The organism is Herbaspirillum sp. GW103 (assembly GCF_000261365.1).
Lineage (GTDB): Bacteria > Pseudomonadota > Gammaproteobacteria > Burkholderiales > Burkholderiaceae_D > Herbaspirillum.
Window position 1 is genome coordinate 238509 of record NZ_AJVC01000003.1, and the last position, 19682, is coordinate 258190.

18 protein-coding genes are annotated in these 19682 nt (G+C 63.3%); 15 read left to right on the forward strand and 3 right to left on the reverse strand.

Translation table 11 applies throughout. The features are described 5' to 3' along the window. The first annotated feature begins 73 nt into the window (after positions 1–73). Positions 74–1858 carry an acyl-CoA dehydrogenase gene (locus GWL_RS04575; RefSeq protein ID WP_008327194.1) on the forward strand — a complete coding sequence of 595 codons (1785 nt, stop codon included), beginning with the start codon at positions 74–76 and terminating at the stop codon, positions 1856–1858. A gap of 74 nt (positions 1859–1932) precedes the next feature. On the opposite strand, the gene GWL_RS04580 is transcribed toward GWL_RS04575, so the two are convergent. Then, positions 1933–2355, reverse strand: coding sequence for an NINE protein (locus GWL_RS04580; RefSeq protein ID WP_008327196.1), 423 nt, complete (start codon positions 2353–2355; stop codon positions 1933–1935). Positions 2356–2668: 313 nt separating this feature from the next. On the opposite strand from GWL_RS04580, the gene rpsP reads away from it, so the two are divergent. The 11 genes from rpsP to trpS all read left to right on the forward strand — a co-directional run bounded on the left by rpsP (position 2669) and on the right by trpS (position 11784). Then, positions 2669–2923: a 30S ribosomal protein S16 gene (gene rpsP / locus GWL_RS04585; RefSeq protein ID WP_008327198.1), complete on the forward strand. Its 255-nt coding sequence runs from the start codon at positions 2669–2671 to the stop codon at positions 2921–2923. A 70-nt stretch (positions 2924–2993) separates the two neighbouring features. Then, positions 2994–3614: a ribosome maturation factor RimM gene (gene rimM, locus GWL_RS04590; protein ID WP_034350082.1), complete on the forward strand. Its 621-nt coding sequence runs from the start codon at positions 2994–2996 to the stop codon at positions 3612–3614. Between the two features lie 82 nt (positions 3615–3696). Beyond that, positions 3697–4452: a tRNA (guanosine(37)-N1)-methyltransferase TrmD gene (gene trmD / locus GWL_RS04595; protein ID WP_034350083.1), complete on the forward strand. Its 756-nt coding sequence runs from the start codon at positions 3697–3699 to the stop codon at positions 4450–4452. Between the two features lie 151 nt (positions 4453–4603). After that, entirely contained in the window at positions 4604–4987 is a 384-nt protein-coding gene (gene rplS, locus GWL_RS04600; protein ID WP_008327243.1) for a 50S ribosomal protein L19, read from the forward strand. Positions 4988–5106: 119 nt separating this feature from the next. Beyond that, on the forward strand, positions 5107–5778 hold the full coding sequence (locus GWL_RS04605; protein WP_008327245.1) for a CoA pyrophosphatase: 672 nt from the start codon (positions 5107–5109) through the stop codon (positions 5776–5778). 163 nt (positions 5779–5941) lie between these two features. Next, a complete protein-coding gene (locus GWL_RS04610; protein ID WP_008327246.1) occupies positions 5942–6901 on the forward strand; it encodes a CobD/CbiB family protein in 960 nt (319 codons plus the stop codon). Positions 6902–7210: 309 nt separating this feature from the next. Further along, positions 7211–7561: a DUF3579 domain-containing protein gene (locus GWL_RS04620; protein ID WP_008327247.1), complete on the forward strand. Its 351-nt coding sequence runs from the start codon at positions 7211–7213 to the stop codon at positions 7559–7561. 209 nt (positions 7562–7770) lie between these two features. Further along, positions 7771–9159, forward strand: a complete 1389-nt coding sequence (gene fumC, locus GWL_RS04625; protein ID WP_008327248.1) for a class II fumarate hydratase — start codon at positions 7771–7773, stop codon at positions 9157–9159. 380 nt (positions 9160–9539) lie between these two features. Further along, positions 9540–9884, forward strand: a complete 345-nt coding sequence (locus GWL_RS04630) for a hypothetical protein (protein WP_008327249.1) — start codon at positions 9540–9542, stop codon at positions 9882–9884. Positions 9885–9935: 51 nt separating this feature from the next. Next, positions 9936–10496, forward strand: coding sequence for a glycine zipper family protein (locus GWL_RS04635; protein ID WP_008327250.1), 561 nt, complete (start codon positions 9936–9938; stop codon positions 10494–10496). A 253-nt stretch (positions 10497–10749) separates the two neighbouring features. Continuing rightward, positions 10750–11784 (forward strand): tryptophan--tRNA ligase, encoded by a 1035-nt coding sequence (gene trpS / locus GWL_RS04640; RefSeq protein WP_008327251.1) that lies wholly within the window; start codon positions 10750–10752, stop codon positions 11782–11784. Positions 11785–11863: 79 nt separating this feature from the next. On the opposite strand, the gene GWL_RS04645 is transcribed toward trpS, so the two are convergent. Both GWL_RS04645 and GWL_RS04650 read right to left on the reverse strand, forming a co-directional pair. Then, complete coding sequence (locus tag GWL_RS04645; protein WP_008327254.1) at positions 11864–13255, reverse strand: ATP-binding protein; 1392 nt, start codon at positions 13253–13255, stop codon at positions 11864–11866. Then, positions 13252–13989 (reverse strand): response regulator, encoded by a 738-nt coding sequence (locus GWL_RS04650; RefSeq protein ID WP_008327256.1) that lies wholly within the window; start codon positions 13987–13989, stop codon positions 13252–13254. Before GWL_RS04650 ends, GWL_RS04645 begins: the two co-directional genes overlap by 4 nt. Before the next feature lie 237 nt (positions 13990–14226). On the opposite strand from GWL_RS04650, the gene GWL_RS04655 reads away from it, so the two are divergent. The 3 genes from GWL_RS04655 (at position 14227) to GWL_RS04665 (ending at position 19680) form a co-directional block, all read left to right on the forward strand. Then, positions 14227–14766 carry a Spy/CpxP family protein refolding chaperone gene (locus GWL_RS04655; protein WP_008327257.1) on the forward strand — a complete coding sequence of 180 codons (540 nt, stop codon included), beginning with the start codon at positions 14227–14229 and terminating at the stop codon, positions 14764–14766. A 186-nt stretch (positions 14767–14952) separates the two neighbouring features. Beyond that, complete coding sequence (locus GWL_RS04660; protein ID WP_008327258.1) at positions 14953–16488, forward strand: MdtA/MuxA family multidrug efflux RND transporter periplasmic adaptor subunit; 1536 nt, start codon at positions 14953–14955, stop codon at positions 16486–16488. Positions 16489–16530: 42 nt separating this feature from the next. Beyond that, on the forward strand, positions 16531–19680 hold the full coding sequence (locus GWL_RS04665) for an MdtB/MuxB family multidrug efflux RND transporter permease subunit (RefSeq protein WP_008327259.1): 3150 nt from the start codon (positions 16531–16533) through the stop codon (positions 19678–19680). The last annotated feature ends 2 nt before the right edge of the window (positions 19681–19682 follow it).

The window sequence follows — 19682 nt, forward strand, 5'->3', positions numbered from 1 at the left end:
CGCCCCGGCTCAAGCCGGGGTGTTTTCGTGTACCCAAGGAACGCCGGCAGAGCGTTCCCAATGGAGGTTGGAGATGAGTTACACCGCGCCCGTGAAGGATATGTTGTTCGTCATGAACGAACTGGCCGGTCTGGCAGCCGTGAATGCGCTGCCCGGCTGCGAGGATGCCACGCCGGAAACGGCCGAGGCCATTCTCGAAGAAAACGCCCGTTTCTGCAGTGAAGTGATCGCCCCGCTGAACCATTCTGCCGACAAGGCGCCCAGCAGCTGGTCCGACGGCAAGGTCACCACCAGCCCCGGTTTCAAGGAGGCCTTCCGCCAGTTCGGTGAGGCCGGCTGGCAAGGCGTGCAGCATCCCGTGGAGTTCGGCGGACAAGGCCTGCCCAAGCTGCTGGCCACGCCCTGCATCGAGATGCTGAACTCGGCCAATCTCTCCTTCGCGCTGTGCCCGCTGTTGACCGATGGCACCATCGAAGCGCTGATGACGGCCGGCACCCAGCAGCAGAAGGAAACCTTCATCGCCAACTTCATCTCCGGCAAGTGGACCGGCACCATGAACCTGACCGAGCCGCAGGCCGGCTCCGACCTGGCACTGGTGCGCACCCGCGCCGTGCCGGAGGGCGACGGGACCTACAAGCTCTTCGGGACCAAGATCTTCATCACCTATGGCGAGCACGACATGGCCGAGAACATCGTCCATCTGGTGCTGGCCCGCACGCCCAATGCGCCTGAAGGCGTGAAGGGAATTTCACTCTTCATCGTGCCCAAGTTCCTGGTCAACGCCGACGGTTCGCTGGGCGCGCGCAATGACGTGCACTGCGTTTCCATCGAACACAAGCTGGGCATCAAGGCCAGCCCGACCGCCGTGCTGCAGTTCGGCGACCATGGTGGCGCCATCGGCACCCTGGTCGGTGAAGAGAATCGCGGCCTGGAATACATGTTCATCATGATGAATGCGGCACGCTTCGCCGTGGGCATCCAGGGGCTGTCGGTGTCGGAACGTGCCTACCAGAAGGCGGTGTCCTATGCCCGCGACCGCATCCAGTCGCGCGACCTGGCCGGCTCGCCCGGTCCGGTGGCCATCATCCACCAGCCCGATGTGCGTCGCATGTTGATGTCCATGCGCGCCCAGATCGAGGCGGCGCGGGCCTTGTCCTATGTGGCCGCAGCTACCTCGGACGCGGCGCACTTCAGCGATGACGAAGCGACCCGCAAATCCAACCAGGCCTTCTACGAATACCTGGTGCCCATCGTCAAGGGCTGGATCACCGAGATGTCTATCGATGTGACTTCCACCGGCGTGCAGGTGCATGGCGGCATGGGCTTCATCGAGGAAACCGGCGCGGCCCAGCATTATCGCGATGCGCGCATCCTGCCGATCTACGAAGGCACGACCGCCATCCAGGCCAATGACCTGGTGGGCCGCAAGACCGTGCGCGACGGCGGCGCTGTTGCCAAGGGCATCATCGCCCAGGTGCGCCAGACCGTGTCCGAGCTGCAGGGCGATGCGCAACTGCAGCCCATCGCGGCGCGCCTGGCCGACGCCGCCGATGCGCTGGAGCAGGTGGTCGAGTATGTGGTGGCCAATGTCAAGAGCGATATCAAGGCTGTCTTCGCGGGTAGTGTCCCGTACCTGAAGATGGCTGGCGTGGTGCTGGGCGGCTGGCAGATGGCGCGTGCAGCGGCCATTGCGGCGGGCAAGCTCAAGTCCGGCGAGGGCGACGGCAAGTTCTACGAAGCCAAACTGGCGACTGCGCGTTTCTATGCCGAGCAGATCCTGCCGCAGGCGCTGGCCTATCGCACGGCCATCGTCGATGGCGGTGCTGCGGTGATGGCGCTGGCCGAAGACCAGTTCTGATCCGCGTCTGCAAGCAAAGCCCGGCATGCTGCATTGGCGGCATGCCGGGCTTGTTCATTGGGGCAGGGCAGTGGTCAGCCGAAGGCGCCGCCCGTAAAGAGCAAATCGAAGCTGCGCGCCAGCAGGGCGATCACGCCCAGGGCACCCAGCCCTACGGTCAGGACCAGGATCAGCGCCAGGATCCAGTGCGAGTCCGAGGACTGGCCGCTGGCGGCGTTGTGGCGTGCATCCCATTTTTCGTCAGGGGTGAGGCCGATGACCAGCGCTTCCAGGCAGGCGGTCAGGGCCGAGAGCACGAAGGGCAGTCCCGTGAAGAGCTTGGGGGCGTCCGGCCGAGCCGCCATCAGGGCCAGTGACAAGGGAATGGTCAGTACATGCAGCCAGCCGAAGCGGTCGCGGCCTCCGTAGAGGTAAAAGCGATGCAGACCGATGCTGCCGAAGACAGTGGCCAGGAAGGTCGTCAGGGTCTTGTTCTTGTGGCGGGGCGATGGGGGCATGCTGCTTGTCTCTTTATTCTGTTGTACGCCGACGCAAGTGAAGCCGGCGGTCATTTTGTCGTCATGGGTCGGAGCAGTATAGCCCAGCCCGTGGCGGGCAGGCATTTCCGGCAGGACAGTCGGCAACCCCGCTGTCCTGCCCGGATGGGGGCAAAAGTGATGTCTTTTGGCATCACTTTTGCCGTGTTTTGGGGAGTTTCAGGGCTTTTGTGCGTTGGTCTCTGGCACAAAAGCCCCAAGCAACTTGCCCGGGTGGGCGGAAGTCCGTTATAATCTGCGGCTTTTCCGTGTCCGTATTCTTACTGGAACCATTATGGTCGTTATTCGTTTAGCTCGTGGCGGCGCCAAGAAGCGCCCCTTCTACAACATCGTTGCAACCGACTCGCGCAATCGTCGCGATGGCCGTTTCATCGAACGCATCGGCTTCTACAACCCGGTCGCTTCCGGCAAGGAAGAAACCGTACGTATCGCTGCTGACCGTCTGGCTCACTGGCAAGGCGTTGGCGCACAACTGTCGCCGACCGTTGCTCGCCTGGTCGCTGAAGCCGGTTCCAAGGCTGCTGCTTAATACAGGTTTTCCTGTCTGATTCCGCGCCGGTTCTGCTGGCGCCCGGATGAAGAACAGGTCTGGTGTACTCATGACTCATCCAGCCCAGGCGGGGTTCTCCGCACCCGACGATCTCGTGACCGTCGGCCATGTGACCGGAGCCTACGGAATCCAGGGCTGGATTCGCGTGCGTCCTTATTCTTCCGAGGCAGATGCCTTGTTGAATGCCAAGACCTGGTGGCTGGAGAAATCCGGCCAGCCCAAGCAGGATGTCGATGTCATGCAGTCCAAGGGGCACAGCGGCGATGTCGTTGCGCGCCTGACCGGGGTAGCGGACCGCAATGCGGCCGAAGCCATGAAGGGAACGGTGGTCTCCATCTCCCGCAAGCACTTCCCGGCGCTGGATGACAATGAATTCTACTGGGTCGATCTGATCGGCTCGGCAGTGGAAAATCTCCAGGGTGAACACCTGGGCGTGGTGTCCGACATGATGGACAACGGCGCCCATCCCATCCTGGTGGTGAAGGCCCCGGTGCAGGAAACTGCGCCAGCGCTGCAACCGCAACCCGCTGCCGACGCAAAGCCGAAAAAGGGTGCCAAGGAGAAATCCGCGGCGTTGCCCGAATTGCTGATCCCGTTTGTCGACCAGTTCGTCAAGACGGTGCAGCAGAGCGAAAAGAAGATCATCGTCGACTGGGACAAGGATTACTGACCTTCAAGGTCAGTTTTTTCTTTTCCGGCGCTGATGTCGGCAGATTCAAAAGATTCAAAAGAACCCAGGAAATGGAGGCGTGATGCAGTTTGATGTCGTCACTCTGTTTCCCGAGATGTTCGCCGCGCTGACGCAATCCGGCATTACCCGCCGGGCGCTTGAGCAGCAGCGCTGGGGCTTGCAGTTGTGGAATCCACGTGAATTCACCACTGACAATCACCGCACCGTGGATGACCGCCCCTATGGCGGCGGTCCCGGCATGGTGATGCTGGCCAAGCCGCTGCAGGCTGCCATCGAGGCGGCGCAGCAGCGACAGCAAGCGCTGGGCCTGGCGCGGCCGCGTGTGATTTATCTTTCACCGCAAGGTGCACCGCTGACGCATGAGCGCGTGGTGCGGCTGTCGCAGGACAGCGGGGCAGTGTTGCTGTGCGGACGCTATGAAGCGATTGACCAGCGCCTGCTCGACAAGTGCGTGGACGAGGAAATCAGCATCGGCGACTTCGTCCTCTCCGGCGGTGAATTGCCGGCGATGGCGCTGATGGATGCAGTGATCCGGCTCTTGCCGGGTGCGCTCAACGACAGTGCCTCGGCAGTGGAAGACAGTTTCGTCAACGGACTGCTGGATTCGCCCCATTACACGCGTCCGGAAGTCTATGAAGGCGAGCCGGTGCCCTCCATCCTTCTGGGTGGGCACCATGCCGAGATCCAGAAATGGCGCCGGCAGCGGGCACTGGAGGCCACGCAGGCCAAGCGTCCCGACCTCATCGTCCGGGCCCGCGAGCAGGGCTTGCTGAGCAAGGCCGATGAAAAGTTTCTGGGCAGTCTGGCGCAGCCTTGAAGGTTTGTAGCAAATGCAGTACCGCAGGCCCGGCAACGGACCTGCACCGTGCGGTGGCCGATGTCACCGTGTTTGAAACCCCATCCTCTACCGGGCTTTACAATCCGCCCTCGTGGCAATGGCGCCGGCAAGATGGTTACAGGAGCAAAAAATGGATCTGATCCAGCAACTCGAGCAAGAAGAGATCGCGCGTCTCGCCAAGAACATTCCCGACTTCGCCCCCGGCGACACCGTGATTGTCAACGTGAACGTGGTTGAAGGTACCCGCAAGCGCGCTCAGGCTTACGAAGGCGTGGTCATCGCCCGCCGTAACCGTGGCCTGAACTCCAACTTCATCGTCCGCAAGATTTCTTCGGGCGAAGGCGTGGAGCGTACCTTCCAGCTGTACTCGCCGCTGATCGCCTCGATCGAAGTCAAGCGTCGTGGTGACGTGCGTCGTGCCAAGCTGTACTACCTGCGCGAACGTTCGGGCAAGTCGGCACGTATCAAGGAAAAGCTGCCCAGCCGTGCGGCAAAGGCTGCTGCTGCCGAGTAATCGGTCGCCTGTTGATGCGTCAGAAAAAGGGGTGTCTCACGACGCCCCTTTTTTGTTTCCGACGCCCAATGGAAGTTGAAGTGGAAGTCCTGCCAACCTAACGATCAAGCGAGCACAACGTGGCCAGTTTCGATCCTCTCAATCTGCCGGTGGATGCCGTCGCCGGCGAAAGTGCGCTGGAAGCCGCGCGCCTGAATGCCGACTGGCTGCGCCAGCGCTTCGCCGACCCGCCGCGCTGGGAGCCCGAGCACAGCGGCGACCAGATGGCCCGGCTGGCCGAGTCCAAGGGACGTTTCCGGCTGGCCTCGGTGCTGATCCCGATCGTGCTGCGCGAGCAAGGTTTGACGGTTCTCTTCACTCAGCGCACAGCTGACCTGAAGGACCATGCCGGACAGATCAGCTTCCCCGGTGGTCGCCGCGAAGACTACGACGGCTCGGCCATCGACACCGCCCTGCGTGAGACCGAAGAGGAAATCGGCCTGGCGCGTCATCACATCGAAGTCATCGGTTCGCTGCCCGATTACTTCACCGGCACCGGTTATCGCGTCACGCCCGTGGCGGGCTTGATCCAGCCGCCGTTCGAGACCATCGGCGATCCGCGCGAAGTGGCCGAGATTTTCGAAGTTCCGCTGGCTTTCCTGATGGATGGCGTGAACCATCAGCGTCGTTCGGTGGAGCTGCCGGCACCGGTCGGTCGACGCAGCTTCTATACCATGCCCTATGAAGGTTACTTCATCTGGGGCGCCACCGCCGGCATGCTGCGCAACCTGTTCCACTTCCTGCGCAGTTGACAGTGCAATATGTCGCGCCTCTGCGACGCTATGTCTCTGTTAGTGTTCAAGTAAGTAAAAATCCGTGACATTGCGCGCTTGATCCTGCTGGGTGAATCAATTGTTTGATTCCCCTCTTGCACTGCGCTATCGTACGGGCTATAGAGACCCCTAAGGCAGCTTGATGACATTTCTTTCCATTCTCTTTGCGCTGTTAATCGAACAACTCAAACCACTGCGCGCAGACAATCCGGTATACGCGTCGATCAAGTCTTTCGCGTCCACGATTGAAGGCTGGTTCAACGCCGGCCACGCCCATCACGGGCGTCTGGGCTGGGTGGTGATGGTAGGTGCCCTGACGGTGCCGGTGGCACTGGTCTACTGGCTCTTGCTGCATGTGAGCCTGGTGGCCGCCTTCGCCTGGAACGTGCTGGTGGTCTACATGACCCTGGGTTTCCGCCACTACAGCCATTACTTCACTTCCATCCAGCTGGCGCTCAACAGTGGCGACGAGATGACCGCGCGTACCCTGCTGGCCGAATGGACCAGGCAGGACACCACGGGCATGGATGTGAGCGAAATCTCGCGCATCGCCTCCGAGCGTGCGCTCATCACTACGCATCGCCATGTGTTCGGGGTATTCTTCTGGTTCCTCATGCCGGTGGGTCCGGCGCTGGCGGTGATGTACCGCGTCGCCGAATATCTGTCGCGCGCCTGGAACGAGCCGGATCACATGAAGTTCGAAGCTTTCGGTCGCTTTGCCGCCCAGGCCTTCTACTGGATCGACTGGATCCCGGCCCGTCTGACCGCCTCCGCCTTTGCCGTGGTGGGCAACTTCGAGGAGGCCATCTATGCCTGGCGCAACTTCGCCCGCCGCTGGGACGATGAGGCCGCCGGCATCATCCTGGCCGCCGGTGGCGGTGCCATGGGCGTGCGCTTCGGCACCGAGAAGGAAGCAGCAGCCGGCATCATCCTGCCGGCTGACGCTGCCACGGTCGATTCCATGCCCGAGGAAACCGACGGCCTGCCTGGCGACACACCCTCGCCACGCACCCTGCAAAGCACCGTGGGCCTGGTCTGGCGCGCCTTGCTGCTGTGGATGTTCCTGTTGCTGCTGCTGTCGGTGGCGGTGTGGATGGGCTAGGCGGAAAGATGGATGAAAAAGCGGGCGCAGGCCCGCTTTGTTTTTGGGAACGCATTTCTCGCCAACCCGGTATACTTCCGGCTTCACTTCACAAGATCGCCACTTGCCTGGCAGCAGCATGCCCCGGCAACCGCAGAGCGGCATGCAGGAGCCGGGGAGACCGGTAGAAGCCAAGTCTTCTATAAGATATAATACTCAGTACCGCGCAGGCACCCAGGCAGAGCATCGCCGAGGCACCGCGCGCTCCAGGGCTCCGGTCCCACCAGGACAAGGGCATTCGGTTGCAAGCGCTTTAGAAGAACTGCATGTATGGCTGATCCCATCAAACCCGCAAACGCACCGGCCAAAGAATTCATCATCCTGGGCAAGACCTCGGATGGCCGGCAGTTCCGCCCCAGCGACTGGGCGGAGCGCCTGTGCGGCGTGATGTCGTGCTTCCGTCCTGAAGGCAGCGGCGGTCGCAATGCACACCTGAAATATTCTCCCTACGTGTTGCCTACCCACATCGATGGCGTGCGCTCGGTGGTGGTCAACGAAGCCCTGCGCGAGCTGGAACCACTGGCCTATCACTTCGTGGTCAACTTCGCCAAGGACAACGACCTGCAAGTGGTCGAGGCCTGTGTGCTGCCCGATCCGCCCAAGGACAACAAGGCCGGCTGATTCCTCGCTGCCGCTGCCGCGCCGGTCTTGCTGCGGCATTGCCAACCCCTCGCCAGCTTCATGCCGCCGCTTCCTGCGGGCGGTCCCGCCAGCAGTTACACTAGATGTCACATTGTCAGTCTCGTCGGTGACTCAGCCTTGTCATTGCGCCAGAGTCTCACGGGATCATCGGGCCGCTTGCGGCCCTCTCATCACGGAGAACCAGCATCATGAACCACCGCATGGAGCGCGACACCTTTGGCCTGATCGAAGTCCCGGCCGATCGCCTGTGGGGCGCGCAGACCGAACGTTCGCTGCACCACTTCCACATTTCCACCGAGCGTATGCCGGCCGAGCTGATCGTGGCCCTGGCCGCCGTCAAGCGCGCCTGTGCCACGGTCAACCGCGACCTGGGCAAGCTGGACGGCAAGAAGGCCGAGGCCATCATTGCGGCTGCCGATGAGGTCATCGCCGGCAAGCATCCGCTGGAGTTTCCGCTGTCGGTCTGGCAGACCGGGTCCGGCACCCAGAGCAACATGAACATGAACGAGGTGCTGGCCAACCGCGCCTCCGAACTGCTGGGCGGCGTGCGCGGCGAGGACCGCCTGATCCACCCGAATGACGACGTCAACCGTGGCCAGTCCTCCAACGACATCTTCCCGACCGCCATGCACGTGGCGGCCTGCATGGCTGTGGCCACGCACCTGATTCCGTCGCTGCACACCCTGCGCGCCACGCTGGCCGACAAGTCTGCGCAGTTCGCCGACATCGTCAAGATCGGCCGCACCCACCTGCAGGACGCCACGCCGCTGACGCTGGGCCAGGAGTTCTCGGGCTACGTGGCGCAGCTGGATCATGCCGAGTCGGCCATCATCGCCACGCTCAACGCGATCTCCGAGCTGGCCGCTGGTGGCACGGCCGTCGGTACCGGGCTCAATGCCCATCCCGAATTCGGCGAGCGCGTGGCGGCCGAGCTGGCCAAGTATTTCGGTTTCCCCTTCAAGACGGCGCCCAACAAGTTTGCCGCCCTGGCCGGACACGATGCCCTGGTGGCCGCGCACGGCGGACTCAAGACCCTGGCGGCGGCCATGATGAAGATCGCCAACGACGTGCGCTGGCTGGCTTCCGGCCCGCGTTCCGGGTTGGGTGAAATCACCATTCCCGAGAATGAGCCGGGCAGTTCCATCATGCCGGGCAAGGTCAACCCGACCCAGTGCGAAGCCATGACCATGCTGTGCGCCCAGGTCTTCGGCAATGATGTCGCGCTCAACATTGGCGGCGCCAGCGGCAACTTCGAACTGAACGTCTTCAAGCCGGTGATCATTCACAACTTCCTGCAGAGCGTTCGTCTGCTGGGCGATGGCATGGCCAGCTTCGAGGAGCACTGCGCGCGCGGCATCGAAGCCAACCACAGCCGCATCGGCGAGCTGATGGAAAAATCGCTCATGCTGGTGACGGCCCTGGCCCCGCACATTGGTTACGACAAGGCTGCCAAGATCGCCAAAGAGGCGCATCACGACGGCACCACCCTGAAACAGGCGGCTCTGGCGCTGGGCTATGTGACAGAAGAGCAGTTTGCCGAGTGGATCAAGCCGGAGCAGATGACGCGGCCGGGTTGAGCAGTGCGATCTCGCCCCGGTTGCAGGGGCGCCGGAAGTGTTGCGTTACCGGAGACTGCGACCATCAACGGCCTTGAAGAAGGCCGTTTTGTTTTTTGCGGCACGCATGAGATCGTGCTTCGCGGGCGCGCGACAAGCCCCTGATTGCAAAGCCTTTTCAACCCCGTGTATATCTCTGTTGATTAGGGTTACGAAATGAAACATCTCAAGATTTCACCGCGCCCCGCGCGTATATTGCTTTCCTGCGCCAGATGCGTCTGCAAGCCGCAGCCGGAAAGGATTCCAGGCTCACACGAGTGCGTGGGGAACGCGCCCGTGATGCCCTCTGGCAAATATTCCAGGCATTTCAAACATTCTGCGACACACCCAAGGGCAACAATATGAAGAAACTAGCGGCAATTGGCCTCTGCGGCATGCTGGCAACCGCCGGCCTGGTCGCCAGTGCCTCGGCCTATGCGCATGGACGCTTCTATGGTGGCGTGGTCATCGGTGGCCCTCTGTGGGTGCCGCCCCCGGTCTACTATCCGCCGCCGGTGTATTACCCGCCGCCGGTCTACGTGGAGCGCGTGCCGGCGCCGGTCTATGTGGAACCGCAGCGTCAGGAGTACTGGTATTACTGCTCAGATACCAAGTCTTATTATCCCTACGTCCAGAACTGCCCCAGTCCGTGGATGAAGGTGGTGCCCAACACGCCGGGCGTGCCGGGTGGCGCGCCACCGCAGTGAGTCAAGCCGCCTGCGTCGTCTGTCGTCGATCCCCCCGATAAAGGAAACATCGTGAAGCCCCTCTACAAGACCGCTGCTACCGTTTCCGCTCTGGGCGCCATGCTGGCGCTGGGCGGCTGCGTGAGCGTACCCACCGGCCCCTCGGTCATGGCCATGCCCGGCAAGGACAAGACCTACGAACAGTTCCGCGCCGACCAGCAGCAATGCCAGCAATACGCGCAGGACGCCATCGGCGGGCAGGCCGCGCAGACCCAGAACAATGCCGCCAACAGCGCCGCTGTCGGTACCGCCGTCGGTGCCGTGGCCGGCGCACTGATCGGGGCCGCCTCGGGCAACGCCGGAGCGGGTGCCGCCATCGGCGCCGGTGGCGGCTTGCTGGTGGGCAGCGCCGCCGGCAGCAATGCGGCAGCAGGTGGCAATTACTCGATGCAGCAGCGCTACGACATGACCTACACCCAGTGCATGGTCAGCAAGGGTAACCAGGTCCAGCAGCCGGTCCAGACCACCACCGTCTACACCTATCATCCACGCTACTACTATGCACCGCCGCCGCCTCCGGGGTATTACGGCCCGCCGCCGGTGTATTACGGTCCACCGCCGGGCGCCTATTGAGCGCTCGCACAAAAACCGTCTCTGCGGAGGCGGTTTTTTCTTATGCAGCGCAACATGGCGCGCTGCCGGTGCTATACTCGCCGCCATGCTTTTCCGAAATCAACTTGCGAAAACCCAGCATTGGTGGCGCGCCTGAACGAGGCGGCCCGTTTTCACACAGATTGACCATGTGACCATGATGCCGCCGGTTCCGGCGGCATTGTTTCTTCAGCTTCGGGACCGGCGGCATTCCAGATAACGATCAGGAATGACCATGTCTTCGAACGCACCGAGCAATACCTCCTCCGCCTTGCCTGTGGTCCTCACCGGCGATCGCCCCACCGGGCCACTGCACCTGGGCCACTACATCGGCTCGCTCAAGTCGCGCGTGGCGCTGCAGGAAACCTCGCGCCAGTTCCTGCTGCTGGCCGATACCCAGGCCATGACCGATAACGTCGGCCGCCACCAGAAGGTCACCGACAACGTCCTGGAAGTGGCGCTGGATTACCTGGCCGTAGGCATCGATCCCGAGAAGTCGACCATCTTCATCCAGTCCCAGGTGCGCGAGCTGTATGAACTGTCGATGGTGCTGCTGAACCTGGTGACGGTCTCGCGCCTGGAGCGCAACCCGACCATCAAGGAAGAAATCCGCCTGCGCGGCTTCGAGCGCGATATCCCGGCCGGTTTTCTGACCTATCCGGTCAGCCAGGCCGCCGACATCACCGCCTTCAAGGGCCAGCTGGTGCCTGTGGGCAGTGACCAGTTGCCCATGATCGAGCAGACCAATGAACTGGTGCGCAAATTCAATGCCACCGTCGACCGCGAAGTGCTGGTCGAGTGCAAGGAAGTGCTCTCCGAAACCGGCCGCCTGCCCGGCATCGACGGCAAGGCCAAGATGAGCAAGTCGCTCGGCAATTCCATCCCCCTGGGGGCCACGCCGGCCGAGATCAAGCAGGCCGTGCATCGCATGTACACCGACCCCAACCATCTTCGGGTGGACGATCCGGGCCAGGTCGAGGGCAATGTGGTCTTCACCTTCCTCGATGCCTTTGATCCCGACCGCGACGCCGTGGCCGAACTGAAGGCCCGCTACACCCGAGGTGGCCTGGGAGACAGTGTGGTCAAGCGCCGTCTGGAAGGCATCCTGCAGGAAATGCTGGAACCCATCCGCACCCGCCGCGAAGAGTTCGCCAAGGATCGCGGCGAAGTGCTGGCCATCCTGAAGCGCGGCACCGAACGCGCCAGCGCCGTGGCCGCGCAGACCATGGCCGAAGTCAATGCCGCCCTGGGCCTGAACTACTTCGGTTAAGGCACATTTGCCCGCTATATGAAGACCGCCGCATCCCATCCGGGTTTGCGGCGGTTTTTTTATGCCTGCGTGAAGGTTTTTACCGATTTTTGGGAGGCGTCATCGGCGGCAGTTCCAGCAGGACTTCCAGCCCGCCCTCCGGCAGGTTGCGCAGGCGCAGCTGGCCGTGATGGTTCTCGGCGATGTTGAGCGCGATGGTCAGGCCCAGCCCGGTACCGCCGGTATCGCGCGAGCGCGAGGTCTCCAGGCGATAGAAAGGTTCGAACACGGCCTCCAGTTCGGCCTTCGGAATGCCCGGCCCCTGGTCGCGGATGCGGATGGCGATCTTCTGCTGTTCCAGCGCGATACTGACGCGGGCTGACTTGCCGTACTTGCAGGCATTGTCGATGAGGTTGGTCAGGCAGCGCCGCAGCGCGCCCGGCTGGGCCATCACGAAGGCGCGGGTGCTGCCTTGCAGGGTGACGTCCTGGCCGGCATCGGCGGCGTCGGCGCAGACGCTGTCGAGCAGGGAATCGATGTCCAGAGCCTGGATCTTCTCGGAAGAATCCATGCTGCGCGCCAGGTCCAGCCCTTCGCGCACCATGCCGTGCATGACGCCCAGGTCGTCGATGAGCTTCTGCTGCAAGCCGGGATCGCTGACCTTTTCCAGTCGCAGCCGCATGCGCGTCAGGGGTGTCTGCAGGTCATGCGTGATGGCCGCCAGCATGTGGGTGCGATGCTGGATCTGGCGACGGATGCGTCCCTGCATGGCGTTGAAGGCATGGGCCGCCTGGCGGATTTCGGTGGGACCGGTTTCGGCCAGCGGGGCGTGGTCGATGTCGCGGCCCAGGCGCGAAGCGGCTTGCGCCAGCTGGCGGATAGGGCGGGTGGCCATGCGCGCCACCAGCCACGCCAGCATGGCAATGAGTACCAGGAACAGCAGGATATATTGCAGACCGAACAGACCGGCCGGCCCGCCCGGTCCGCCGCGCCCGCGCAGGGCCGGGGGCTCGCCCGGCTGGTGCAGGCGCAGGCGCATGAGCGCCTGGTCATGCAGGCTGATGTAGATGACGCGACAGGTATCGCGGCGCGGTCCACGCCCGTCATCGGCATGCAGCGGCGGGCATTCGCTCTCACGCTGCACGGCGATCTTGCGGTCCTCGCCCAGGCGCGCCTGCAGCATCTCAATCAGGGGACTGCTGCTGTTGCTGGCATTGGAGCCGATGGCGTCGTTCATGTCGTCCACCATGCGCGCCTCGAAACCGAAGTTGGTCGCCGCCTGCAGCACGATGGGCCGCTGCGCGGGAGGGATGTTGTCCACCGCCTGCACGATCTGCTCGACGCGGTCGGCCAGATGCTGGAAGCGCAGCTCACGCAAGATATTGCGGCGCTCGTTGCCGGCCAGCCAGTTGGTGGCAAAGACCGCCACCACGATACCGCCCAGCAGCAGGAAGAAGATGCGGTTGCCGATGGAGCCGAGGAAATTCTTCATCCCGGGCGGCCCGTCCCTTCGGCCGTCACGGTCGTGGCCAGCACGTAGCCCTCGTTGCGCACGGTCTTGATGATGGTGGGGGTACGCGCATCATCGCCCAGCTTCTGGCGCAGGCGGCTGATCTGGATATCCACCGAACGGTCGAAGGGATCGGATTCGCGGCCTTGCGTGAGCTCCAGCAACTGGTCGCGGTTGAGCACGCGGTTGGGATGGTCGAGGAACACCTTCAGCAGCCGGAATTCCGCCCCCGACAAGGCCACCACCACACCCTCCCGGCTCACCAGGTGACGCGCGGTGAGATCCAGGGTCCAGCCGGCAAAGCGCATGGTGGCAACGTCCGGCTGGGCCATGTTGGGCGGCAGCGCCTGGGTACGGCGCAGCACGCTGCGGATGCGGGCAAACAGTTCGCGCGGCTCGAAGGGCTTGGCCAGGTAGTCATCGGCGCCCATCTCCAGCCCCAGGATGCGGTCCAGCGGCTCGCCGCGCGCGGTCAGCATGATGACCGGTACCGAGGAGGTGGCGCGCAGGTTGCGGCAGATGGTCAGGCCGTCTTCGCCGGGCAGGGTCAGATCCAGCACGATCAGGTCCACGCGCGACTCTTCCAGTACCCGGCGCATTTCGCTGCCATTGGTGGCGGTCAGGGTGCGCAGGCCATTGCTGTCCAGATATTCGGCCAGCAGGGTGCGGATGTCGCGGTCGTCATCGACGACGAGGATGTGAGTATTTGTATCCATGGACCGCATTATGCCGAACTTGTCCGTCCCTGCAGGGGGGATTTGTATCGGGTCTTTACAAGGAGCAGGGCAGAAATAAAACGATACCTGCGCGGCCCGCGTATATACAAAACGATACAAATGACGCCACAGCGGAAAAATCCTTGATACACGCCGCCGGTTTAATGGGAACCATGCCAGGACAGCACGTCGCTGTTCAAAAGCATAACGAGCACCACCCCCTGAAAGGAGCAAGCCATGTTGACATTCAAGAACCGTATCCTGGCCGGCGTCGCCGCCGTAAGCATCAGCGCCGTCACCCTGTCGGCCTTTGCCCAGATGCCCCCGGGCGGCCCGCAAGGTCATGCGCCAAGCCCGCAACAGATCGCCAAGTTCGAGCAGATGCGCGCCAAGCACCAGGCCGAGCTGCACGACAAGCTCAAGATCACCGCCTCCCAGGAAGCCGCCTGGAAGCTCTTCCTCGACAAGACCAAACCGGCCCCGTTCGACCCGGCCGGCCGTCCCGACAAGGCAGAATGGGCCAAGCTGAGCACCCCGGAACGTCTGGACAAGCAGCTTGACATGATGCGCAAGCGTGAAGCCTTCGCCGAGCAGCGCATCGCCGCCACCAAGGACTTCTACGCCACTCTGTCGCCGGAGCAGCAGAAGATCTTCGATGCCGAGCACGCCAAGATGGAGCGCCATCGTTGGGAAAAGATGGAACACATGCGCCACGGCGACCGCAAGGGTCCCCCGCATGGCGGCAAGCCGGCTCCGGATGCCCCGCCGGCCAACTAAACCGGGGCAGGCATGACCTGCCGCTGCGCCGGCGCAAGCCTGATACCGGCGCAGCGTGCAGTTCCACCCGACAGCCTTGCGTTTGCCCGCAAGGCTGTTCTCGTTGGCACATCGTGCAATGGCGGCAATAGCTGGGTACACTGCGTGCCAGCCCGCCGACTTGATCGGTTCACAGGTTTTCCTGACATGACAAATACTCCCAATTCCCGGCAGCCGTCTCCCTCCAACAGCTCTTCCCGTGGCAGCATTCTGCGCCGCTGGTGGTTCTGGGTCCTGGTAGCGGTGCTGGCCGCAGGTGGCGGCGCCAAATGGTGGTCCAAGAAGAAGACCGAACAGGAGCAGATGGCGGCCATGGGTGGCCCGGGCGGACGTCCCGGTGGCCCTGGTGGGCCGGGTGCGCGGCGTCCCGGTGCCGGCGCCTTTGGCAGCCAGACCATGCCGGTGGGCGTGGCCACGGCCCAGGTGCAGAACGTGGATGTGTTCCTCAACGGTCTGGGTTCGGTGACCCCGACGGCCACGGCCACCGTGCGGGCCCGCGTGGATGGACAACTGATGAAGCTGCATTACAAGGAAGGCCAGGTGGTCAAGGCCGGTGAGCTGCTGGCCGAGCTCGATCCGCGTGCGCTGCAGGCCGCGCTGACCCAGGCCGAAGGGCAGCTGGCGCGCGATCGCGCCTTGCTCGCCTCGGCCCGGCTGGATCTCAAGCGCTACCAGACCCTGCTGTCGCAGGACTCGATTGCCAGCCAGCAGGTCGATACCCAGGCCGCGCTGGTCAAGCAATACGAGGGCACGGTCAAGGCCGATGAAGGCAGTGTCGCCAGCGCCCGTCTGCAATTGTCGTTCACCCGCGTCACCGCCCCGATCAGCGGCCGCCTCGGCCTGCGCCAGGCCGACGTGGGCAACAACGTCACTACCAGCGATACCAATGGGCTGGTCATCATCACCCAGTTGCAGCCGATCACGGCCATCTTCAGCATCCCCGAAGACAATATCCCCCAGGTCTTGCAGCAACTGCAGAGCGGCCGCAAGCTGCCGGCCCAGGCCTGGGACCGCGAGCAGAAGAAGAAACTGGCCGATGGCGTGTTGTTGACCATCGATAACGTGGTCGACTCCACCACCGGCACGGTCAAGCTCAAGGCCCAGTTCCCCAATACCGATTACGCGCTCTTCCCCAGCCAGTTCGTCAACATCCGCCTGCAACTCAAGACCGAGAAGGGCGCCACCGTCATCCCCACGGCCGCCATCCAGCGCGGGGCCAAGGGCTTGTTCGTGTATGTGGTCAAGCAGGACAACACCGTCACCGTGCGCCCGGTCAAGACCGGCCCGGTGCAGGATGACCAGACCGTCATCACCGATGGCATCAGCGCCGGTGAAACCGTGGTCATCGATGGCATCGACCGCCTGCGCGAAGGCGCCAAGGTGGAAGCTGTCACGCGTGGCGGCGCCGATGATCCGGCCAACAAGCTCACCACCGAGAATCCGGAACGTCGCCATGGCAAGCGGGGGCAGGGCGGTCAAGCGGCCCAGGGCGGCGAGGCCAACCTGAGTCCGGAAGAGCGGCAGAAGCGCTGGGCCGAACTCAACAAGCGCATCGATGCCGGTGAATTCGGCGAAGAAATCAAGAAGCTGCCCGAAGACCAGCGTCGCCAGAAGATGATGGAGCTGCGCCGCCAGCGCGAAGGCGGCGCCAACAATGCAGGCAACGCCAACGGCGCCAAGTAAGCACCCTCAGTCCGATTTGCCCAATCTGCACAAGGCTCACGCATGAATCCCTCGCGCCAGTTCATCCTGCGGCCGGTCGCCACATCCTTGCTGATGCTGGCGATCCTGCTGGTGGGCATCGTCGCCTACCGGCTCTTGCCGCTGTCGGCCCTGCCCGAAGTCGATTACCCGACCATCCAGGTGGTCACGCTCTACCCCGGTGCCAGCCCGGATGTGATGACCTCCTCCGTCACCGCACCGCTGGAACGCCAGTTCGGCCAGATGCCGGGCTTGAAGCAGATGTCTTCCACCAGCTCCGGCGGGGCCTCGGTGATCACGCTGCAATTCAATCTTGATCTCAGCCTGGACGTGGCCGAGCAGGAAGTGCAGGCCGCCATCAATGCCGGCAGCAACCTGCTGCCCTCGGATCTGCCGATGCCGCCGGTCTACAGCAAGGTCAATCCGGCCGATACGCCCATCATCACGCTGGCGGTCACCTCCAGGACCATTCCGCTACCCAAGGTGCAGGACCTGATCGATACCCGTCTGGCGCAAAAGATTTCGCAATTGTCCGGCGTCGGTCTGGTGAGCCTGTCGGGCGGCCAGCGTCCGGCCGTACGCATGCAGATCAATCCGCGCGCCGTGGCCGCGCTGGGCCTGAACCTGGATGACGTGCGCACGGCCATCGGCAACGCCAACGTCAACCAGGCCAAGGGCAGTTTCGACGGTCCCACGCGCGCCTCCACCATTGACGCCAACGACCAGCTGCGCTCGGCCGATGAATACCGCAACCTGATCATCGCCTACAAGAACGGTGCGCCCATCCGCGTCTCGGATGTGGCCGATGTGATCGACGGTGCAGAAAACGTCCGCCTGGGCGCCTGGGCCAACCAGCAGCCGGCGGTGATCGTGAACATCCAGCGCCAGCCCGGTGCCAACGTGATCGCCGTGGTCGACAGCATCAAGAAGATCCTGCCGCAGTTGCAGGCCAGCCTGCCCGGCGCCATCGATGTCCACATCCTGACCGACCGCACCACCACCATCCGCGCTTCGGTGGCGGACGTGAAGTTCGAGCTGCTGCTCTCGGTGGCGCTGGTGGTGATGGTGATCTTCGTCTTCCTGCGCAACGTGCCCGCCACCATCATCCCCAGCGTGGCGGTGCCGCTGTCGCTGGTGGGCACCTTCGCGGTGATGTACCTGGCGGGCTTTTCGATCAACAACCTCACGCTCATGGCGCTGACCATTGCCACCGGCTTCGTGGTCGATGACGCCATCGTCATGATCGAGAACATCTCGCGTTACATCGAAGAGGGCATGAAGCCCATGCAGGCCGCACTCAAGGGCGCCGAGCAGATTGGCTTCACCATCATCTCGCTGACCTTCTCGCTCATCGCCGTGCTGATTCCATTGCTCTTCATGGGTGATGTGGTCGGTCGACTGTTCCATGAATTCGCGGTCACGCTGGCGGTCTCCATCCTCATCTCCGCCGTGGTCTCGCTCACGCTCACGCCGATGATGTGCGCGCGCCTCTTGCGCCACCAGCCGGAACAACAGCAGGGCTGGTTCTATCACAAGAGCCAGGCTTTCTTCGACCGCATCATCGCGCGCTATGGCGTGATGCTGGAATGGGTGTTGCAACGCCAGAAGCTGACCCTGCTGGTGGCAGTGGCCACACTGGGCCTGACCGTGCTGCTCTACGTGTTCGTGCCCAAGGGTTTCTTCCCGCTGCAGGATACCGGTGTCATCCAGGGTATCTCGGAGGCCACGCAATCGATCTCCTTCGGCGCCATGGGCGAGAAGCAGCAGCAGCTGGCCAAGGTGGTGCTGGAAGATCCGGCGGTGGAAAGCCTGTCCTCCTTCATCGGAGTGGACGGCACCAACGCTACGCTCAACAGCGGCCGCATGCTCATCAATCTGAAGCCGCATGAAGAGCGTGATGTCTCGGCCTCCGACGTGATCCGCCGCCTGCAACCCAAGCTCACCCAAGAGGTGCCGGGCGTGACGCTTTACATGCAGCCGGTGCAGGATCTGACCATCGAAGACAGCGTCTCGCGCACGCAATACCAGTTCACGCTGGAAGACGCCGACCCGACCACCCTGAGCACCTGGGTGCCCAAGCTGATCGCGCGTCTGCAGCAGGTGCCGCAACTGGCCGACGTGGCCAGCAACCTGCAGGACCAGGGCTTGCAGGCCTATATCGAGATCGACCGCAATGCCGCCTCGCGCCTGGGCATCACCACGGCCGCCATCGACAATGCGCTTTACAACGCCTTCGGCCAGCGCTTGATTTCCACCATCTACACGCAATCGAACCTGTATCGCGTGGTGATGGAGGTCAAGCCGGAATTCCAGCGCGGGCCTGAAGCGCTGGACAGCATCTTCCTGGTCACCTCCGCCGGCGGCCAGGTGCCGCTGTCCTCGATTGCCACCGTGACCGAACGCACGGCCCCGCTGGTGGTGAACCACATCGGCCAGTTCCCGGCGGCGACCATCTCCTTCAACCTGGCCAAGGGCGCTTCCCTGGGCGAGGCGGTCAAGGCCATCAAGGTGGCCGAAGACGAGATCGGCATGCCCGACTCCACCGTCACCAACTTCCAGGGCGCGGCGCTGGCCTTCCAGGCCTCGCTGTCCAACACGCTGTGGCTGATCCTGGCGGCCATCATCACCATGTACATCGTGCTGGGCGTGCTCTACGAGAGCTACATCCATCCCATCACCATCCTCTCCACCTTGCCCTCGGCGGGCGTGGGTGCCTTGCTGTCGCTGATGATCTCGGGCACGGACCTGGGCATCATCGGCATCATCGGCATCATTCTCCTGATCGGCATCGTCAAGAAGAACGCCATCATGATGATCGACTTCGCCCTGGAAGCCGAACGGCATGAAGGCAAGAGTCCGCGCGAGGCGATCTACCAGGCTTGCCTGCTGCGCTTCCGCCCCATCCTGATGACCACCATGGCAGCGCTCCTGGGGGCGCTGCCGCTGATGCTGGGGACCGGGGTCGGTTCCGAGCTGCGCCAGCCGCTGGGCATCACCATGGTGGGTGGTCTGCTGGTGTCGCAGGTGCTGACCTTGTTCACCACGCCGGTGATCTATCTCGGCTTCGACAGCCTGGGCCGCCGCCTGCGCGCGCGCTTCGGACTGCGCGAACCGGGCCATGGCGGCGAGGATGACGATGACGGCAAACCGGCCACCCTGCCGCCTGCGGTGTAAGC